This is a genomic window from Neobacillus terrae (genome assembly GCF_011393025.1).
GTDB lineage: Bacteria > Bacillota > Bacilli > Bacillales > Cytobacillaceae > Neobacillus_A > Neobacillus_A terrae.
Map to the genome: position 1 here is coordinate 84164 of NZ_JAAOEO010000005.1, position 18932 is coordinate 103095.

Annotated in this window: 16 protein-coding genes; 7 read left to right on the top strand and 9 right to left on the bottom strand. The window is 37.5% G+C overall.

Features of this window, described 5'->3' with window-relative positions; all coding sequences use genetic code 11:
• Window positions 1-681: 681 nt before the first annotated feature.
• A complete protein-coding gene (locus G8761_RS08775) occupies window positions 682-927 on the top strand; it encodes a hypothetical protein (protein WP_166025691.1) in 246 nt (81 codons plus the stop codon).
• Window positions 928-1177: 250 nt separating this feature from the next.
• Here the strand turns inward: G8761_RS08775 and G8761_RS08780 are convergent, their stop codons facing one another.
• Window positions 1178-1690 carry an acyl-CoA thioesterase gene (locus G8761_RS08780; RefSeq protein ID WP_166025693.1) on the bottom strand — a complete coding sequence of 171 codons (513 nt, stop codon included), beginning with the start codon at window positions 1688-1690 and terminating at the stop codon, window positions 1178-1180.
• A gap of 635 nt (window positions 1691-2325) precedes the next feature.
• Window positions 2326-2925, bottom strand: coding sequence for a DedA family protein (locus G8761_RS08785; protein WP_207789166.1), 600 nt, complete (start codon window positions 2923-2925; stop codon window positions 2326-2328).
• 609 nt (window positions 2926-3534) lie between these two features.
• Here G8761_RS08785 and G8761_RS08790 point away from each other — a divergent pair.
• Together G8761_RS08790 and G8761_RS08795 are read left to right on the top strand one after the other, a co-directional pair.
• Window positions 3535-4206 (top strand): CotD family spore coat protein, encoded by a 672-nt coding sequence (locus G8761_RS08790; RefSeq protein WP_243449948.1) that lies wholly within the window; start codon window positions 3535-3537, stop codon window positions 4204-4206.
• A 127-nt stretch (window positions 4207-4333) separates the two neighbouring features.
• Window positions 4334-6133: a transglycosylase domain-containing protein gene (locus G8761_RS08795; protein WP_166025698.1), complete on the top strand. Its 1800-nt coding sequence runs from the start codon at window positions 4334-4336 to the stop codon at window positions 6131-6133.
• A 57-nt stretch (window positions 6134-6190) separates the two neighbouring features.
• Here G8761_RS08795 and G8761_RS08800 read toward each other — a convergent pair whose 3' ends face one another.
• From G8761_RS08800 to G8761_RS08810, 3 genes are all read right to left on the bottom strand, one after another.
• Complete coding sequence (locus G8761_RS08800) at window positions 6191-6733, bottom strand: DoxX family membrane protein (RefSeq protein WP_166025700.1); 543 nt, start codon at window positions 6731-6733, stop codon at window positions 6191-6193.
• A 553-nt stretch (window positions 6734-7286) separates the two neighbouring features.
• A complete protein-coding gene (locus G8761_RS08805; RefSeq protein ID WP_166025702.1) occupies window positions 7287-7904 on the bottom strand; it encodes a cell wall hydrolase in 618 nt (205 codons plus the stop codon).
• A 233-nt stretch (window positions 7905-8137) separates the two neighbouring features.
• Complete coding sequence (locus tag G8761_RS08810; protein ID WP_166025704.1) at window positions 8138-8362, bottom strand: hypothetical protein; 225 nt, start codon at window positions 8360-8362, stop codon at window positions 8138-8140.
• A 344-nt stretch (window positions 8363-8706) separates the two neighbouring features.
• On the opposite strand from G8761_RS08810, the gene G8761_RS08815 reads away from it, so the two are divergent.
• Window positions 8707-8925, top strand: a complete 219-nt coding sequence (locus tag G8761_RS08815) for a hypothetical protein (protein WP_166025706.1) — start codon at window positions 8707-8709, stop codon at window positions 8923-8925.
• Between the two features lie 911 nt (window positions 8926-9836).
• On the opposite strand, the gene G8761_RS08820 is transcribed toward G8761_RS08815, so the two are convergent.
• The 3 genes from G8761_RS08820 to G8761_RS08830 form a co-directional block, all read right to left on the bottom strand.
• On the bottom strand, window positions 9837-11345 hold the full coding sequence (locus tag G8761_RS08820) for a COG4705 family protein (protein WP_166025707.1): 1509 nt from the start codon (window positions 11343-11345) through the stop codon (window positions 9837-9839).
• A gap of 380 nt (window positions 11346-11725) precedes the next feature.
• Complete coding sequence (locus G8761_RS08825) at window positions 11726-12163, bottom strand: hypothetical protein (RefSeq protein ID WP_166025709.1); 438 nt, start codon at window positions 12161-12163, stop codon at window positions 11726-11728.
• A gap of 60 nt (window positions 12164-12223) precedes the next feature.
• Window positions 12224-13252, bottom strand: a complete 1029-nt coding sequence (locus G8761_RS08830; RefSeq protein ID WP_166025711.1) for a threonine aldolase family protein — start codon at window positions 13250-13252, stop codon at window positions 12224-12226.
• Window positions 13253-13502: 250 nt separating this feature from the next.
• Between G8761_RS08830 and G8761_RS08835 the strand changes: the two genes are divergently transcribed.
• Window positions 13503-14237 (top strand): cell wall hydrolase, encoded by a 735-nt coding sequence (locus tag G8761_RS08835; RefSeq protein ID WP_166025714.1) that lies wholly within the window; start codon window positions 13503-13505, stop codon window positions 14235-14237.
• A 372-nt stretch (window positions 14238-14609) separates the two neighbouring features.
• Here G8761_RS08835 and ppsA read toward each other — a convergent pair whose 3' ends face one another.
• A complete protein-coding gene (gene ppsA, locus G8761_RS08840) occupies window positions 14610-17210 on the bottom strand; it encodes a phosphoenolpyruvate synthase (protein ID WP_166025716.1) in 2601 nt (866 codons plus the stop codon).
• A 203-nt stretch (window positions 17211-17413) separates the two neighbouring features.
• Here ppsA and G8761_RS27080 point away from each other — a divergent pair, with 203 nt between their 5' ends.
• Together G8761_RS27080 and G8761_RS08850 are read left to right on the top strand one after the other, a co-directional pair.
• Window positions 17414-17695, top strand: a complete 282-nt coding sequence (locus tag G8761_RS27080) for a hypothetical protein (protein WP_243449949.1) — start codon at window positions 17414-17416, stop codon at window positions 17693-17695.
• 466 nt (window positions 17696-18161) lie between these two features.
• The gene (locus tag G8761_RS08850) at window positions 18162-18599 is read left to right on the top strand and encodes a VOC family protein (RefSeq protein ID WP_166025718.1); all 438 of its coding nucleotides are present in this window, start codon (window positions 18162-18164) and stop codon (window positions 18597-18599) included.
• The last annotated feature ends 333 nt before the right edge of the window (window positions 18600-18932 follow it).

The window sequence follows — 18932 nt, forward strand, 5'->3', positions numbered from 1 at the left end:
AGTATAATGTGCTGGAATCTAGCTGCTCTATTAAATCCGCTTGCTTTTATATGTAGGAAGGATTCTCTTGGAGGTGTCATTTTCATCATCGAGTCTTTTTGAGGCTAACTCTTTTAGAATAAAAATATGCGGATTCTTGACTCTGAGAAATGCAAATTTGCGGCTTTTTGTTCCAATTATTATTCAAGCTTCAAAAAAATATCGTATACCTTTTCTCGTTAGATCTTTAACAATATATCCTTTTTAAGGATTATATTTCATACCCTTAAGAGCTTCACATATTTGTGTTTTGCCCGTTTCAAATAATATTTAACCCAGTGAAAATTAACATAAAAGATGTATTCCTTTATAACTCGGCAGACATTTTCCAAGCTGGGTGTTATTGTCTTTTGATTCAGAACACCACCTTTTAATGGATATTTATGTTGTAGGATATATTAGTGATATATTTTAAATATAAATTAAATTACCGAATTGTCAATATTTACGGAATTTTTAGTATTTGTTAGCTTTTTATCTGATAACCAAAGAAATTAATAGAAAAATCGATAAAGAAGTTATATAAGGAAATAGGTCACGATAACTGAAAATGAGAAATAGAACAGAAAAATATCTTCAGCTGTAATAGGTGTTTGTTTTTTATTAGCCAAAAGAAATTTTGTGGGATTTTAGGAGTTTTGAATGAATGATTTTGTGGGATTTCTTCTTTTTTTACTGCTTCTGTTTTTATCATTAAGCTTTTCCCTGCTCATTGCGAAAAAGCTATTAAATAATGGATTGAACCGAAAGAGGTGCAGAATGGTTTTTGGCCTGTTAACTGGATTGATCGTCGGTTTTGGCGGCTTTCTGTTATCTTTTATAGATGGTATAAATATTGGTTTTGACGGCACTGCTTCCCTCATTATCCTGACTGGATTTCTGGCATAGTTCGGCAGCAAAGGTTCTACAGTTGGTTACGGGTTTGAAAGGAAAAACTTTGTTTTATTGGATTTTAATTTTAAAAGCTTCAAAAAAGAATTAAGAGTGGAATCAATAAAAATTTATAGGGACAGGAGATTCAAAAATCTGATTTTCATCCTTTTCCTCTTTTCCCTGCCCTTTATCGTCATTATTTTTGTCCTTAAATTTTTCTGAAATAAGATAGAAAAAAAGGATGCTTTTGTTTAAGCATCCTTCCTTACCAAGGTAAACCTGTACCAAAGTCCTGTGCCAGGTTACCACTTTCTTTTCTTCTTCTTTTTCGATTTTCTGCTCTATCTGGTGCTGAATTAAACAGTCCTTTTTCCATATCCGTTTCCGGAACTACTTGGGGTACCGGTGTGGGATGCCCATTTTCATCTATAGCCACCATGGTTAAAAAAGAAAGTGCACATACATTCCGTTCTCCCGTTAATAAATTCTCTGCGATTACTTTCACGAATACTTCCATTGAGGTACGCCCTGTGTAAGTTACAAATGCCTCTAGGCAAACAGCATAGCTCTCATAAATGGGGTGGAGAAAATCAACAGAATCAGTCGAAGCCGTTACGATATTTCTTCGGGAATGACGCATTGCTGCGATGGAGGCAATATCATCTATATAAGCCATTAGCTTGCCTCCAAACAAGGTTCCATGATTATTGGTATCTGGAGGTAATACGATGCTTGTTTTCACTACAAAAGAATCTCGGCATTTTTTTTCTTCTCTCATATGGACTCCACCTTTCTGCTATTTCTATCTTTTATTATGTACGCAATGTATGAAGCTTTACCAAAACTGTTCCATTACAAATCCAGAGTTATAGGTATTAAAGAGTCATTCAAGGATCTTTATTTTTGTTTAATATTCTGTATATGTTCATATGTTTTTTTAGCTATCATTCTTAGTTGATCGTCACTCATTGGTGAGTCAAATTTATTGGAAACCTTCTTTTTTTCTTGCAAAGGATCCTCTCCATTCTTAATAAATTTTCTTAATAAAATCAAGGAAATTTTCGACATTTTCTAGAATCTTAATTTCTAATACCAATGACATCACAACTAAAAGTTCTCATGACGGGAATGTTTTACTGCATAGGTTGTTGAATTCATAATTATTGTACCTTTTACTTTAAGTTTTTATACTGTCATGTCAGTTTAATAATGGAGTGTTAACTACATAAAACCTCTCAGTGCCGCCCTGGTTTTTCCGTCAAGCTACTATAAAATTCCTTGTAAATTATGTAAAATTGTTAATTTCGAATGATTCAAATTCCTCCTCGAGTGTTACCGAACACTCGAGGATTCATCTTTTATCTTAGGAAATTTCATAATTTAAAGAATACCAATATCATTCGTTTCTCAAGCTTATTTTCTCCCTCTTTTCTTCCAAAAATAATAAAAGATGGCTAAACTAAATAATAAAAGTAATATTAAATAACCGCTATAATGTGATACATAAGCTGCTACGTGATGCCAATCCTGCCCTAATTTTCTGCCTAAGGTAATGAAGGTAAAACTCCATAACAGTGCCCCAGTATAGGCATAGATGACAAATTTTTTAAAAGAATATTTATTAATAGCAGCCATATATGCCGCTAAATGGCGAACTCCAGGAATAAAATAGCCAATTAGCAAAAGAATTGGTCCTATTTTTTGGAATAATTTACTTGTTAAATTGATTTTTTGTTCAGTAATGTGAAACTTCGGTCCAAACTTTTTTAATAATGGCAGACCAAATTTATAGCCAATAAAGTAGCTAAGAGAAATTCCTGCTGCTGCACCAAAAAATGCACTTATCAAGGAAAGTGAATACGTTAATTTCCCTTGAAAGACGTTAAATCCCACATAAGTAAGGAGTACCTCATCAGGTATCGGAAGACCTATTATTCCACCTATTAAAACAATAATAATTCCAAAATAACCAAAATGATCAATAAGATAATTTAAGTGCTGTTCCACAAACATCCCACCAATAAATAATAATTAAGTCTACCCAAATACAATCTTTTTATTTTCTATAAGCCCTAAAGACCCAAAAATTAAAAAAATAAAAGAAAGTAAGCTTTCCCACTCTACACAATACCTCATATTACTAAATATTCTCTAAATGTATCCTTAAATATCTATTAAAATTTCTCGATTATGGGATGTTTTGCCCTACAGCTTTTTAAAATCAAAAACATTTAACTAACTTGCGAAATTTTCTTGAGTTGCTTTTTCAAGGACAAAGCTTTGTTGGTGATCGTGCGAAAAGTCCTCGTGAGCATGTTTCAATTACGAGACGGGATATAAAATTAATACGAATGTAATGATTTGTTCATACTTTTTTAATATCTAAGATTTAAGATTGTATTTGTTGCTAGGACAAAGCAATTGCTTTATCAAACCCCCTTTTAATAAAAGTGCCAGGAACCTTCCGCCAAAAGGTCCTGGCTCTTTTTGTATATTAATGTAGATGATAAACAACGAGCAAATTGCCTAATATCTCTTTTCAAAATGGGTATTTGACCAGTCCTCCCACTCAATCGTTACATAGACTATGGTGTATAGAAAAAATTACAGATGGAGGTTATTATGATGTTGTTTAGAGATAGGAAGGAACCACCTGCCCCCCCAGTATATCATGTACCGGCACAGCCTATGCCTGTACCACAAATGCCTGCAGCACCAATCCCAGCTCCAGCCTTAGCACCACAAATGCCTGTAGCCCCAATCCCAGCACCAACCTGTGTACCAGAACCAGTAGGATGTCCAGAATTTTGTCCGCCAACCGCATTTCCTGCTGAGTATGATCCGCCACTTGTTTCTCCAACGCAGGATTTTGTAAAAACAAATTTATTTAACAGGGTAGTTTCACATGTACATCCCACTCATACGACGACTGTAAATAAAGAATTGATTACTCATCAGCACTTTTTCCCGCACACTGAATCCTGTGTAAATGAATGCTGTGAGCAGCATGTAATGTGCGGTGTTCCTGTTAACCCATGTTGCGTGCCAGGACCGATCGGAGCGTTTGGACCGGGTGGACCGATTGGACCAGGTGGACCGATTGGACCAGGTGGAGCGTTCGGACCGGGTGGACCGATTGGACCTGGTGGAGCATTTGGACCGGGTGGACCGATTGGACCGGGTGGAGCGTTTGGACCGGGTGGACCGATTGGACCAGGTGGAGCGTTTGGACCGGGTGGACCGATTGGACCAGGTGGAGCGTTTGGACCGCCATTTAGACCGGTTGGTTTTTAATTTTCCCAAAGCCCAAAGAACTTTGACATTTTAATTATGATAAAAACAGGCTAAATGACAGATGGTCAAAAGGCCTGTTTTTTACTATTATTGTATTTTAAATTACATTTTTGCAAAGAGGAAAAATATGAAGCATACATCCATCAAGTTATTACTTCCAGTTTTATCTTTATCTTTATTTTTATCAGGCTGCTCTTCGGGTAGTCTAGTTAATAGCGTCAAAATCGATGACTCAAAGATGATGTTTGTAAACAACTCCATCATTTACGATCAAAACAATCAAGAAATTCAAAGCCTTTCATCCTCTCAAAATAGACAAATGTTCCATTTGAAAGACCTGCCTGAATATCTAAAGATGGCCTTTGTCACGACTGAGGACAAGCGGTTTTACCAGCATGGAAGTGTGGATCCCAAAGGCATTTTCAGAGCGCTTTATAATGATGTAATGACAGGCAGCAAAAAAGAAGGCGCCAGTACCATTACTCAGCAACTCGCACGGAATGTTTTTTTATCCAATGAAAAAACATACGAAAGAAAATCAAAAGAAATCATTATCGCGGCTGAAATTGAAAAAAAGTATACAAAGGATCAGATCCTCGAAATGTATTTGAATTATATTTATCTGGGTAGCGGGGCTTATGGGGTACAGGCTGCCGCCCATGAGTATTTTGGCAAGGATGCGAAGGATCTTACGATTGCTGAATCTGCTCTTTTGGCAGGTTTGCCAAAAGCACCGAGCAGTTACTCCCCTCGCAATCATATGGATTTGGCAAAGAAACGCAGGGCCGTTGTACTTTCGATTATGAAAAAAAATAACCTTATTACTCCCGAACAGGAAAAAGAAGCGAATGCTGAAGAAATCACTTTAGCGAAAAAAACAGTCACCCGATATAGTCCTTATCAAGCATATATCGATTATGCAGCTAAGGAAGCCGCAAAGGATCTCAACATCCCTCTTGAACAGCTTTCTCGCGGAGGATACCAAATATATACGAATCTTGATATTTCCCTGCAAAAGTCAATGAACCAGGCTGTATCTAATTATTCTTTTTCAGAGGATGAACCGGATCAAGTGGTGGAAGTTGGAATGACGTCCATTGATCCAAAAACTGGAGGAATCCTGGCTTTATATGGCGGTAGAAATTACACCTATCAGGATTTTAACCATAGTACTGCCCCCTTTCAACCGGGGTCTGTTTTAAAGCCGCTTGCTGTATATGCGCCAGCTTTGGAAACAAAGCTATGGAAACCTGAATCATTGATTAAGGACGAACCAATGAGTTTTGGCAATTACTCGCCGCACAATGCTGGCGGGCGTTATCATGGATACGTCACTCTTAAAGAGGCACTTGCCAGGTCGTTGAATATACCAGCCGTTTCCCTTTTGCAGCAAATTGGTGTTGATAAGGGTTATCGTTTTGTACAAAATGCAGGAATACCGTTAGATTCAAATGACAGAAATCTATCTCTTGCACTTGGAGGTTTGACCAGAGGGGTATCAACACTTGAAATGGCTCAGGCGTACGGAGCATTTGCGAATAAAGGGTTGATGAATGAAGCCCATTCTGTTCGGGAAATAAAAGACAAGAATGGAACAACCATTTTTACAGTTAGCCCCAAATCTAAGGCTATTATGACCCCTGAAACGGCTGATGATATAACCAAAATGCTGAAGGATGTTATTTTTAAGCCGTATGGAACAGGCCGGTCTGCCAATATTGGACGACCTGTCTCCGGCAAGACAGGGACAACTCAGTTAAATATTAAAGGTATGGATGGTAACAAGGATGCCTGGTTCACTGGTTACACAGATGAAGCCGTCACCTCCATCCATATTGGATTTGACCGGACAGATAGAAACCACTATATAACTGGCGGAGGCGGAAAAACCCCTGCAGAATTATTTAGAGTTTTGATGATTAATTAATAAAACCCCTAACCATTAAAAAAGGAACATCCATTTGCGGAAGTTCCTTTTCTTTTTCTAAAAATTATGTTTTGGTTGATCGTGCTCTAACTGGATAAGCTCCAATTTTTGATTATCTTTAGGTAATAAATCTAGCAAAAATGGAATCACCCAGCGATCAAGCCCAAGTTTTCCTGCATTAAAACCTGCAAAAAGGATGATACCTCCTAATAAAATATCTATTGGGTTAGAAGAAATCGTTCCAGCCATCAGATAAGAGAAGTTCATCAAAAGGCCAAAAAACATAGCCGCTGTCGTTAAGCAGCCTAAGATTAATCCTAAGCCAACTAAAAATTCACCGATAGGAATAATGTTATTAAAGAAATCAACATTAGGTAGTGCTACTTGTTTTAAGAAGCTGACATACGGACCAAAGACCACCGATCCGTCGGGTCCTTTTACCGGATGAGCAATGGCATTCTTTAAGATTCCAGAAGCGTCGAAGCCCCCACTTAATAATTTATGCAAACCTGCAGTAAGCCATGTGTAACCCAAATATAAACGAATAACTGCTAAAATACCCGAAGCTATTCTGTTTTGTCTTAACAATTTTACAACCATTTGCAACACTCCTTAGGAAATTTGTTTTTATGTACAAACTCACCTTAACAAAATTACTTTGCCTCAAGGAGATATTGTTCAATTTTTAACATACTCTTAAAAAGGATTTAAACCAAACTAAACAATTTAATCAGTTTGTTACATAGTAAAAAGTGGTAGATATGGTGGTTTCAGTATTCTGAAAGTACTCACTTTCCTACTTAAAGAAAAAAGCACCAGGAACGGCAGCCGGCTTGTCTACGTCAAATAATTGTAATCCTGTTCTTCCACGGCCAGAATTAATTTGTTATTTTCTGTCCCAGCACAATAAGTGGAGAGAATGGGCAAATCAGTGATTTATTGAACCGAAGCACTCACATCTCCGGATTTTACTGTTAAAAAGAAACAGGGTGACAATCATGGATTGCCACCCTGTTGGTTGGTGTACTCCTACCCTCAAGGTAGCTTGAAGGTTACCTGAAACTTGCAATAAATATTTAAAAAACCATTCACTTTATGTGAATGGCTTAAAAAAACAAAACTCCGCAACTATATGCAGGGTGTCTCCTTGAGATTAAATTCCAAATAAATGATTTCCTATTCTCTTAGTTACCGTACGAGTATAAATCCAGTTATCCGTTGCTAAACCCGGATTATAGTAATAAACTGCACCTCCGCTCGGATCCCAGCCCATAAATGCATCCTTTACCGCCTTATAAGCACCTGTGTTGGGAGGTAAAAGAGATTGTCCATCCATAACCGAAGAAAAGGCATTCCTTTGAAGAATAACTCCGGATATGGAATTAGGGAATTCATCGGACTGCACCCGATTTAAGATAACTGCCGCTACGGCAACCTGTCCTTCATAGCTTTCTCCACGAGCTTCCCCGTAAACCACATGCGCCATCATATCTACATCCTCTAGCCTTTTTGAAGTTTGTGGACCGACAATACCTAATTGTTCTATGTTAAAATCTCTTTGGAACCGTGCTACCGAATTTTTAGTGATAGGACCATAGTAACCGGTAGGCAGTGACTGGAAATAGCCTAATTCTTTTAAAATGGATTGAATATGTATGACTTGCTCCCCTGTTGACCCAGTCGATAACGTGGCAGCCTTCGCTTCGTGATTTATTGCTCCTAACCCTACTAAAAACAATACTGTAAAAACAAATGGCTTTAAAATTTTCATTTACTCTCTCCTCTGGTATTTAGTTTTTATGATGTACTTGCTTAGTAACCTCCTTTCTTAAAAACACAAATATCCATTACCCCTATTTTTACAGGGCTAAAACAGAATCTGAGAAAATAGGAATATCTTACCGGGTTTAAGTTTTAAATATTTTAACCCCGAAGACACGCTCCGGGGTTTTTTCATTTATTTAGTTAAAAAACTGTTCAAGTATTAAAGAATGGATATGTCTCTTAACAAAAATGGTGATGGAATCCATGGTGATGATGGTGGAAAGGATAGCCGCCATAAAAGCCTCCATATCCATATCCATACCCCGGAAAGCCTCCGTATCCATATCCATAACCAGGGAAGCCTCCATATCCATAACCAGGGAAGCCTCCATATCCGTAACCAGGAAACCCAAATCCCATTCCGAATCCAGGAAAACCACCGACAGCAATGATTTGTCTATCCATTTTTATCTCCTCCTCACATTCTTTCGAAGATAGTCTATGTGTCCATATCTAAAGAGGATTAGGTATTTGCCTAGTAGGTGAAAATTCTGTAACTAATAAATCATATTTCCTTTTGGTACAGCAGTCCACATTGATTGACATATCGAAAATAACAGCTTATCTATATATGTCATGGTCATTTATTTCACCCCCCAATACGGTTGAATATTTTCAGCTATTACACTACATACCTTTCATTCCTACGAACAATCCCAAACTAAAAATCTATTCAATTAACTAGCTAAATGTCTATACTCTTTTTAATAATCTGCATTTACTAATAAGTAAGAATGGAGGTGGAAACTATGAGTAATCAAGATTTTAAATCCGAAGCTTACAGTCTTGTTGGACAAGAGGTCGAAGTTGTAACAACGGAAGGAAGATATACAGGCACACTTATGTCAGTTGGAAGTGATTCTCTTATTCTTCAAACCAGAATTAGGGGCCGTTTGGTACGATTAATTATCCGCTTAGCGTTGATTGTTGCGCTTTTTAGATTAATAGGCCAAAGAGGTATTTTTTAAAGACAAGTCCATTTTGATAAGCGCATAGCGCTTTTTTTTTGGTAACTAAAATGTTAACTTTGCTGGTTTCAACATAAACAAAACCCTTAAGTTAAAAATCTTAAGATTATTTAAATACCCAAGAATCGTTCTGGCTTTCTTAATTCCCATCTTCTGCTTTACAGGAACCTATACACTCTATACGTATATAACACCCATTCTAGAAAATGCATTAAATATTCCTTTAAAACTTGTAGGCATTGTATTACTTGCTTACGGCGGTTTTTCCATTTTCAGTAACATTCTAGCAGGAAAAATAGCCAGCAAAAATGGTGTATCCAGACTGCTTTATGTTTTTTTATCCATGCTATCATTCTTACTTCTTTTTATTTTACGATGTCATCCCTTATTCCAGGCCTTATCAGCAGTATGCTAATGGCCGTTATGCTTTATGCCATGAACGCAACCATTCAAGTGTACTTTATGGATTTGGCTGATAAATACTCCCCAGGGACAAAAAGACTTTGCCTCTTCGCTCACTCCTGTTTCCGTTAATATCGGCATTGCAACAGGTTCGGCTTTGGGGGTTTTGTTGTTTCAACAGGTAACTTAGTCGATCTTTCATGGGTTGGCAGTCTGGCAGCTATCAGTTGATAAAAAAGACAAGAATTCTAACAAGAATATTAGAGTTGAAAAGAAAGCTATATAAGGAAAAAGGGTAACAAATCGCCATGATTTCTTACCCTTTTTTCACTTCTTTGCCTTAACATTTTGATTTGTGTCGCAGCGAATCCTTTTCTGAATCGTTAGAAAAACTTGGCATTCGCCAATTCCTTTTGGTGGATGCCTTAGTTTTACTTTTGCGTTCAGAATTTATGGATATAAATTCTGATTAGCCAAAAAAGGAACCGCGATTGCGATTCCTTAGACTTTTATTTATTTGCTCCGTTAATAACACTAAGCGATTTGTTAATTGCAGATTTACATTTACCCGCATCAGGATTTGACGAGCGAACCGCTGCTAATACAACATCAATTGTTCCGTCAATTTTAGTCCATGTTGTACCGTCTATTTTCCTTAGTTTAGGCTCCGATGTATCCCATTGATGCTCCAAATCGTCAGCATTTTTTTTCGCGGAAGCAAAATCTTTTGAGTTAACATGGTTTAGCATATCACTTTCAATTTTAGCGAAATCTGTTAATTGACCAGTTAAGGCTGCTTGTGAGGAAGATGCTCCTTTATTTGCTCCGTTTAAAACATTAAGCGAATTGTTAAGTGCAGTTTTGGACTTGACTGAATCAGGGTTTGATGAACGGACCGCTGATAATACAACGTCAATCGTTCCATCAATTTTAGTCCATGTCGTGCCATCTATTTTCCTTAGTTTTGGCTCAGAAGTGTCCCATTGATGTTCCAAATTGTCAGCACTCTTTTTAGCTAGTGTAAAGTTATTTGAGTTTACATCTTTTAACATATCATTTTCAATTTTAACAAAATCCGTTAGCTGCCCAGCTAAGGTTGCTTGTGCAGAATTAGTTTGCGATGCTATATAATTACTTCGCCAAATGTAACCGCCTATACCAGCAACCAAGAAAATACAAAGCACAGCAATGGTTTGCGACATAACATTCTTCTTGCTTCCTTTAGTTTCGTATGATTCTGCTGTTTCCGTTTTGGAATTTATATCAATTTTTGAAACAGCAAGAAAAACGATAATCACTAAAATGGCTATAAGAAAAATGACACTCGTAACGGTTGTTCCTAAACCTAACCCACCATTTACTTTTGTTTGAGATAGATAATCACCTAATGATGCCCCAAGTGGACGAGTAAGAATATACGCAATCCAAAAGGCTAATACACCATCAAGTTTGAAGAATTTCCAAGCTAAAAATACGCAAGCTATGATAATAATGACTGCAATCCCGGTGTTTAGATAACCAAAACCGAGTTGTTCGGAATATAAATCTCCGACTGCTGTTCCAAGTGCAAATGTAAAAAGAATGGTAAGCCAATAGAAAGCTTCTCTCTTTCTTGTATGAATGGAGTGGATTGATAGAGTTTTTTCACTAAGATACCAAAATAGAAAAGTCAATCCTAACAGCACGGAGAAAACTGCTGTACTAACCTCAAGAGGAACTCCAATTCCATCTGTCAGGTTATCAGTTACCAATGTTCCAAATACGCTTATGAGTACAACCGTGGTCCAATAAATGCCTGGAACATATTTCGTTGCTCTGAACTGAAGAAATAATAAAATGATAAATGCTACTCCCATAATCACGGTAGTGAGAGTTAAACCCAACCCAAGGTTGAAATTTATGAAATCAGCAAAGGTTTCCCCGACAGTGGTGCATAATATTTTGATTATCCAGAAGAAAATAGTAACTTCCGGTACCTTATTAAGTAAAATTCTCCATTTACTTTGATTTGTTTGCATACCTAGATTCCTTTCTTAATGTAATTGGCATAGATATCAAAACAATTGGGTGCAATTTCAACAACCCTGCAACTTCTACTATGCACAAATAATTATGACATTATCTATTGATTAATTTATTTTAATTCTCTTAAAGATTTCTTAATTAATTATTAAATGTTTATTTACTCTATTAAACTTAATTGAAATGCATAGATATCAATTCCTCTGGAGCTTTTTTTAGGTCCTCACCAAATTAACCGATTAATTTGTTAGCCGCTCGATAATTTCACTTTCTTCTTGCTTGATATGCGCAATAAAAAAGACAGACTTAAACTTGTTATTAGGTCTGTCTTTATCTTTATTTACTTTTCTCTCCCAAAGGAACTCGTTTCATAGTACTAATTGGTTTCTATTTCTTTTCCGCCCTTAGATGTGTATAGCCTTAATGATTCCCCTTCATCTGAATGAGGGTAGTATTTAACCTTGCAATAATATTGACCTTCTCGGACTTTGTCATATTCATAGATATCAAACCAAATGGCGTGATCCCCAAACCACGCCTCTAAATGAGCATGTTTTCCTGTTTCTTTGTCAATTTCACACATACCTTCATAATATGTTGGCCGATGATGGATAACATCTGGCAAATCCGGTACAAATATGGTAAACAATAAACCGCCGGCTAACAAACCAAACAAGGATCCTGCTGTTTGCTTGAACGGAATTTTATATCTTCTCCCTCGTTTCCATTTTTCTGTAAAAATGAACCAAAGGGAAACTACTGAAATTAGTAATATAAATAAAGATATTAGTAACATTGCGTAATAGCGAGCCAATACCGGGCCTCCTCAAGCAATAAAAAAGGATGATAAATTGATTTTATCACCCTTTTTACATTACTTAACTAACTTTTTCATATCCTCAATAAATTCAGCTACAGCTTCTTCCTTTGTAGCCCAGGAGGTTACGAAACGCACAGCTGAAGAGTCTCCATCGACTCGTTCCCACACCAGGAAAGCGTACTTCTTTTGAAGCTCAGCAATCAATGTGTCAGGGAGAATCGGGAAAATCTGATTCGATGGAGAATGGGTCAGGAATGTAAAGCTTTCTTCCTCAAAGGCAGCCCTTAACAGACTTGCCATCTTGTTTGCGTGCAACGCCAGATCAAAGAACAAATTGTCCTTAAATAGCTCTAAGAACTGGATTCCAAGGAGTCTCCCTTTTGCCAAAAGCGCCCCCTTTTGCTTCATATGAAAACGGAAATCTTCTTTTAAGGATTCTCGGCAAATAACGAGTGCCTCTCCCAAAAGGGCACCATTCTTTGTACCTCCGATATAAAAAGCATCCACAAGATTTGGCAGGTCTTCAAGAGAAAGGTCATTTTCCTCCGCGCACAAAGTAGATCCCAGTCTGGCACCATCCATGAAAAGAATAAGATTATGCGCATCACAAAAGTCTCTTAATTCCCTTAGCTCACTTTTTAAATAGATAGAGCCTATTTCGGTTGAGTTTGATATGTAAACAAGCTTTGGTTTTACCATATGTTCATCAGTATGCATGTTAATAACGGCCTTAACGTGCGAGGCGGTTAGTTTGCCATTTTCAGCATCAATCGTAACAACCTTATGGCCGGTTGCTTCAATAGAGCCTGTCTCATGCGTAGCAATATGCCCGCTAGTTGCAGCTATAGCAGCTTCATGCGGCCGAAGGAAAGCCGATATGGCTATTAAATTCGTTTGCGTGCCGCCAGTTAATAGATGAATATCCACGTCACTCCGCCCGATTTTACCCTTCAGCAATTCAATTGCTTTTTGAGAATAGGAATCTTCCCCATACCCATCCTCTTGTTGGAAATTCGTTTCCATCAAAGCGTTAAGGATTCTGGGGTGTGCACCCTCACTGTAATCATTTTTAAAACTATACATATATTAGTCTCTCCTTTCGTGTTCCTAAATTTATTTTAAAAGAAAAACGTCCTCAGGTGAAAAATTTTTTATTCCAAAATAGAAATTCTTTTTAGGCGCTTTACCTAGTATTTTGTAGGTTTTTCCCTACTTTGTCTTTCAATTGCATTTTTCTTGTAATGAAACTGTAATGCTAATCTTTTTTCTTTGTTCATACAAATGGATTGTACAAGAGATTCAGAAGACTTTTAAATATTGGAGGAACTGAACTATGAAAAAAATAATTGCAGCCATTACCCTATTAACATCTTTTCTTTTTGCCTCACCAGCCTTTGCGTATACAGTAAAAAAAGGTGATACAATGACTCAGATTGCAACTGAATCCCACATGACATTGGACCAATTGGCGGAACTTAATCCCCAGGTGAACGATTTGAATCTTATCTACGTTAACCAGAACATCAATACAACCCCCGAAGAAGCGAAAACATACGAAATGACATACAAGGAAGTAAAAATACATACTGAAAACACAATTGAGAGTGCTGCTGTTCAAACTGAAACTCCAGCTGCACCAGCAGTACCCATTGTCAAGAAGCCCGCTGAACAGCCGAAACAACCTGCAGCTCCGGAACCAGCCAAAACTTATTCGGATGCAGACATCGATTTATTAGCCAGATTAGTGAGAGCAGAAGCACAAGCTGAATCTCTCCAAGGAAAAATCGCTGTTGCCTGTGTTGTTTTAAACCGAGTAGAAAGCCCTCGTTTTCCTGACAGCATTAGAGGGGTCATCTATCAGCGCGGTCAGTTTTCTCCTGTAAACAATTGCCAAATCAATAAACCAGCAGATGCCGATTCGATAGCAGCCGTCAAGGCGGCACTAACAGAAAGCCGCAATCTTGTACAAGGATCCTTATTTTTCTATAACCCTTCAATTGCCTCTAGTCACTGGCTGGATTCCAAAGCTACGACCGCAGTAATTGGACACCATGTGTTTAAAAAATAAGCTCTTTTAGCGTTTCACATACGGAAGTAAGAAAACCAGTAGTCATTCATGATTTAGTGTTCATTAATCATTCTTAATACCATGCATGCTTTTATAGGTATATATCACAGAACAAAACCGGACAAATCCGTGGAGTTAAATTCTGTATGGCACCTTGGAAGCTGGTGTTTTTAAGACTTGCTGCCACAAATTTTTGGGTACAGTCATTCTTGTATCACATGATCGCATGTTCTTTGAACGAGTCGCGGATTGTGAATATGCCATTGAAGAACAAAAACTGGTATTCAGAAAATATTAATTGAAATAATATAATACACCGCTCCGGTAACCACTAGAGCGGTGCTACAAATTAAATTTAGACATATTCAGCCATTACAATATTTCGATATACCCTTCTGTTCCGTTTACAAGAATTCGTTGCCCATCTTTTATCAGTTTGGTGGCATTTTCCACTCCGACAACTGCTGGTAAGCCGTATTCTCGTGCGATAACTGCTCCATGAGTCATTAGCCCACCCACTTCGGTTACTAGGCCTTTTATGGATACAAACAATGGTGTCCAGCTGGGGTCAGTAAAGGTAGTGACTAATATATCTCCATCTTCTAAATCTGCTTCTTTCAAGTTTAAGATGACACGAGCGCGCCCCTCTATAATTCCTGAAGAAACAGGGAGACCTGCAATTGCTTTATCTGGGGTATTTCCCCTTTTGTACTTCCCTTCAATGATTTCACCATCGGATGTGATTACACGTGGAGGAGTCAGTTTTTCATATAATTTGTATTCGTCTTTTCTCTTGTTGATAATCTGGTAATCCAGTTTATTTGTGCATACGGCTTCACGGAATTCTTCAAATGTTAGATAGTATATATCTTCTTTTTCATGAATAACGCCCGCTTGCACGAGTCGTTCGGCTTCTTTCAGTAAGGCCTGCTTATAAACGAAGTAACGGCTAATAATGCCGTATTTCGGATATTCACGATAACCGATGAAATTTCTGATTAGGTCAATCATCCGTTTTGTTTCTTTGGCCTTTTGTTCACCATCCGGCAGTTGTTTAAATCGGTCTAATAACTCTTTTTCCTTTTCCAAAGCAACGCGCCTACCTTGCTCGAATATGCGCTTGCCGGCATTTGATTCAAAGTTTTTGATATTACCAAGAATCATTGGGACAAGTGTAAGTGGTTTTTCACACCACCGAGTTCTCGTAATATCAATTTCTCCGGTACACCGCATTCCGTATTTGTTGAGGAAAGCAATTATTGCGTCTCTTGCTTCCTGCCCACCATCTAACTTGACCATTTCATCCAAAAAGTGATCATCTTTTACACGTTGCAAATAATCAATTACTTTCGGACAAGGACGAATCACATCCGCCACATCCAATAGAGCCAAACCCATTTCTGAAGTAATATTGTTTGGTACAGATTGGGAAAGCGTGTCCGCTGCGTTTTTTTCGCCTAACCACTCGTTCATTTTTTCATTGATCCATGTTGAAGCATTCATGGCAGCCATGAATACAGCTGTACTTTGCGGGTCGAATAAAATCCTCTTTAATTCCTGAATATCTTCCAGAATAAAATCAAATAAATCTGTTCCAGATTTGGTTTTAATGTTTTGTTTTAACTCTTCAATGGATATTTGGCTACGCTTTATGAAATCAGAAACAATGGAAGGATTATTTTCGAATTGTGCCTGCATACCTGTATTGCCTCTTACGAGATTCGGTGCTTTATGATTATTAGGTAATAATTTTATAAAATTTCCCCGCTCAATGATGTTCATGAGTGCGTCTTTTAGGAGCGGATCGTGTTGTCCCATGCCTTTTAATAACATGTTTCTACTAGTAGGTGAAGCAAGTTGTTGTGTGACATTAACAAACAACCTTCCACCCGCTTTACGCATAGGTGCATTAGTCGTCAACAGGAAAAAAGACAATCCCAATGGTTTTATTGCGTCTGTCATCATTTGCTGATGGCCGACAGATATATAAACGTGATTTTCTTGGGTCTCCGCCTCAGGAATGGGGAAAAGCGTCGTGATCGGCCTGCTCTGGACAATATAAAATTTATCATCAGCCAAACACCATTCGATGTCCTGCGGGCTGCCAAAATAAGCTTCGATTTGTCTTCCAATCCGTGCCAGCTGTAAAATCTGCCGGTCAGTCAGTGTTTGCGCCTTTTGCCGCTCAGGATTAATGGACTGCGTTTTTGTTCCGCCGCCTTCAAGGGCAGAGACAGCCAATTTTTTGGCAGTAATCTTTTTATCGACGATTTTACCTTCCTGAACCTTATAATTATCGGCCGATACCAAGCCAGAGACTAGCGCTTCTCCAAGCCCAAAACTGGCATCGATGGATAGTACCCTTCGGTTGGAGGTAAGCGGATCAGCGGTAAATAAAATCCCTGAAGCCTGTGAGAAAACCATCCTTTGAACGATAACGGATAAATAAACTTGTCTGTGGTCGAATCTATTTTGCATACGGTAGCTTACTGCGCGATCCGTAAATAAGGAAGCCCAGCATTTCTTGATATGCTGCAAGATGGCTTCTTTTCCAATGATATTTAAATAGGTGTCTTGTTGACCGGCAAAAGAGGCATATGGCAAATCTTCAGCAGTCGCACTGGAACGCACTGCATACGCTTGTTCCTCACCAAACTGGGAGAGATAGTCAGCAACTTTTCGCACAACCTCGGATGGTATTTCCGCTTCCAAAATGATTTGACGAATATTCCTGCTAATTCCACTAATTTGATCTCGATCTTCTACATTTAGCGTTGTTAGTTGATGCAACAAAGCTTGAAACGTTTCGTTTTGTTCAATGGCTTTTTGATACCCCTCTGTTGTAACACAAAATCCTTCTGGTACTTGTATTCCTTGTATTTTTGATAATTCCCATAGATTTAACCCTTTTCCTCCAACGAACATAAGTTGTGTTTTTCCTATTTCCTGTAGACCGAGAACCAAAGAACTCATTTGCATCTCTCCTAACCATTAATGTTCTATTGATTTTAGCAGTAGTAAATGAGAATAAACAGTCTATTATTACCATTTTTTGTATGGTATAATTAATTTAGGAAGGGTACTATTTTAAAAAAATAGCAGCCCTTATCTTTACAATTTTAAAAGAAATGAGAAAGGATAAGAAAAACACTTATTGTAGATTGAGGGCTACAAAAATGTCATTTCTTATCCTAATGGTTATATTATTCAATTTAGTTGTCATAATTTTTACAAAACGAATATCTGGGATAGAAATATTAACTACAATATTGTTTGCGGAAGCATTACAAGTAATGACAGATATATTCTTGGATTTAAAATACGCTCTATACGGTTATTATCACAAAAGCGTTGATAAGGGAGGACTTATCTATATTTTTGGTATCTTCCCAGCAGTAAATATTGGATTTTTAAATTTCTTTCCGAATAAAAAACCCTTAATAAATAAGGTAATATAAATCTTTGTTGGACAACTTTCGCTGTTCATTTTGAGTTACTCTTTTTGTTGAGTGGGACATTTTATTATAATGGATGGAAATTATGGTATTCTGCATGAATTTATCCTGCTTTATATTTGATTTTAGTGTTATTCCATAAATATACCCTTTATCTTCTTAAACGTTTTGAGAGTAAAAAAAGTTAATAAACTTTTAACGGTTTCCGTTCCTTTCGCAAAACGTAAATTTACAACGTAAAATGTAAAATAAAATGCATTTCAAATTGCACCGCAATCTGCGGTGCTCTTTGTTTAAAAAAATGGCTTTGTTAAAGGTAAATGTTGATAACTGAACCTCCCTGATTTACGATAGTTTACGCTTATTAAAATTCGCTGTATAGTGCTTATTTAACTATCGTGGCAGGGATTTGCAATAAGTTTGGTGAATAATTCTGTGAAGAGCACTTAATCTCAAGGAGGTATGAGGTTTGAAGATCAATAGAATAGATCATGTGAGTATAAACGTGAACGACCTTTCGGCGGCTAAAGTGTTTTTTCTTGATTTAGGACTTGAAGTGCAAGCGGAATGGGAATTGGATGGAGAACAGTTGGACAGAATAATTGGGCTTAATGATGTTAAAACGGCATGTGTAGGATTGGGGATGCCAAATGGTCAGGCATGGATAGAGCTAGTCAAATTTTATACGCCGTCAGATGAAAACGATATTAAACAACCTTTTGCAAATACGCTCGGTATCCGGCATATTTGCTTCGCTGTTGAAGATATTGAAGCTATTGTGGCAAAACTGAAAAAGAAGGGTACAAAAATCTTTAGTGAGATACAGCAATATGAAGAAAGTTATAAATTATGCTACGTTCGCGGTCCAGAGGGAATTATTTTAGAGTTGGCGGAGAAAATCAAATAAACAGACGATTTACTGATACATAGAGTAACACTTTCGCTTATCTAAACACACTCATATTTTAGACTGGTCGGCTGTCTTTTTTAGGGGCAGCTGTTCTTACTCTTTGTTGGACAAACGGGGGCATTAGCTGAAAAAAATGGGGAACCTCGACATATGCATTCTTAATTTACGGACCCTGAGGTAACTAATTTGTTGTCAACCATCTCTTTGAGTTGTTTCCATAAGGAAGGCTTTAGAAAAACAATGTCCTTTCAAACATTTATGGCAAGAATAATCAGCATACTAAAGAGTAGAATCAGATATTTAAAATAATGAAATTAAGGCCACCTTTAT

Bases quoted from the DNA above. Each gene is read 5' to 3' on its own strand.
- G8761_RS08775 (WP_166025691.1), top strand. From the start codon at position 682: ATGAATGATTTTGTGGGATTTCTTCTTTTTTTACTGCTTCTGTTTTTA.
- G8761_RS08780 (WP_166025693.1), bottom strand. From the start codon at position 1,690: ATGAGAGAAGAAAAAAAATGCCGAGATTCTTTTGTAGTGAAAACAAGC.
- G8761_RS08785 (WP_207789166.1), bottom strand. From the start codon at position 2,925: ATGTTTGTGGAACAGCACTTAAATTATCTTATTGATCATTTTGGTTAT.
- G8761_RS08790 (WP_243449948.1), top strand. From the start codon at position 3,535: ATGATGTTGTTTAGAGATAGGAAGGAACCACCTGCCCCCCCAGTATAT.
- G8761_RS08795 (WP_166025698.1), top strand. From the start codon at position 4,334: ATGAAGCATACATCCATCAAGTTATTACTTCCAGTTTTATCTTTATCT.
- G8761_RS08800 (WP_166025700.1), bottom strand. From the start codon at position 6,733: ATGGTTGTAAAATTGTTAAGACAAAACAGAATAGCTTCGGGTATTTTA.
- G8761_RS08805 (WP_166025702.1), bottom strand. From the start codon at position 7,904: ATGAAAATTTTAAAGCCATTTGTTTTTACAGTATTGTTTTTAGTAGGG.
- G8761_RS08810 (WP_166025704.1), bottom strand. From the start codon at position 8,362: ATGGATAGACAAATCATTGCTGTCGGTGGTTTTCCTGGATTCGGAATG.
- G8761_RS08815 (WP_166025706.1), top strand. From the start codon at position 8,707: ATGAGTAATCAAGATTTTAAATCCGAAGCTTACAGTCTTGTTGGACAA.
- G8761_RS08820 (WP_166025707.1), bottom strand. From the start codon at position 11,345: ATGCAAACAAATCAAAGTAAATGGAGAATTTTACTTAATAAGGTACCG.
- G8761_RS08830 (WP_166025711.1), bottom strand. From the start codon at position 13,252: ATGTATAGTTTTAAAAATGATTACAGTGAGGGTGCACACCCCAGAATC.
- G8761_RS08835 (WP_166025714.1), top strand. From the start codon at position 13,503: ATGAAAAAAATAATTGCAGCCATTACCCTATTAACATCTTTTCTTTTT.
- ppsA (WP_166025716.1), bottom strand. From the start codon at position 17,210: ATGAGTTCTTTGGTTCTCGGTCTACAGGAAATAGGAAAAACACAACTT.
- G8761_RS27080 (WP_243449949.1), top strand. From the start codon at position 17,414: ATGTCATTTCTTATCCTAATGGTTATATTATTCAATTTAGTTGTCATA.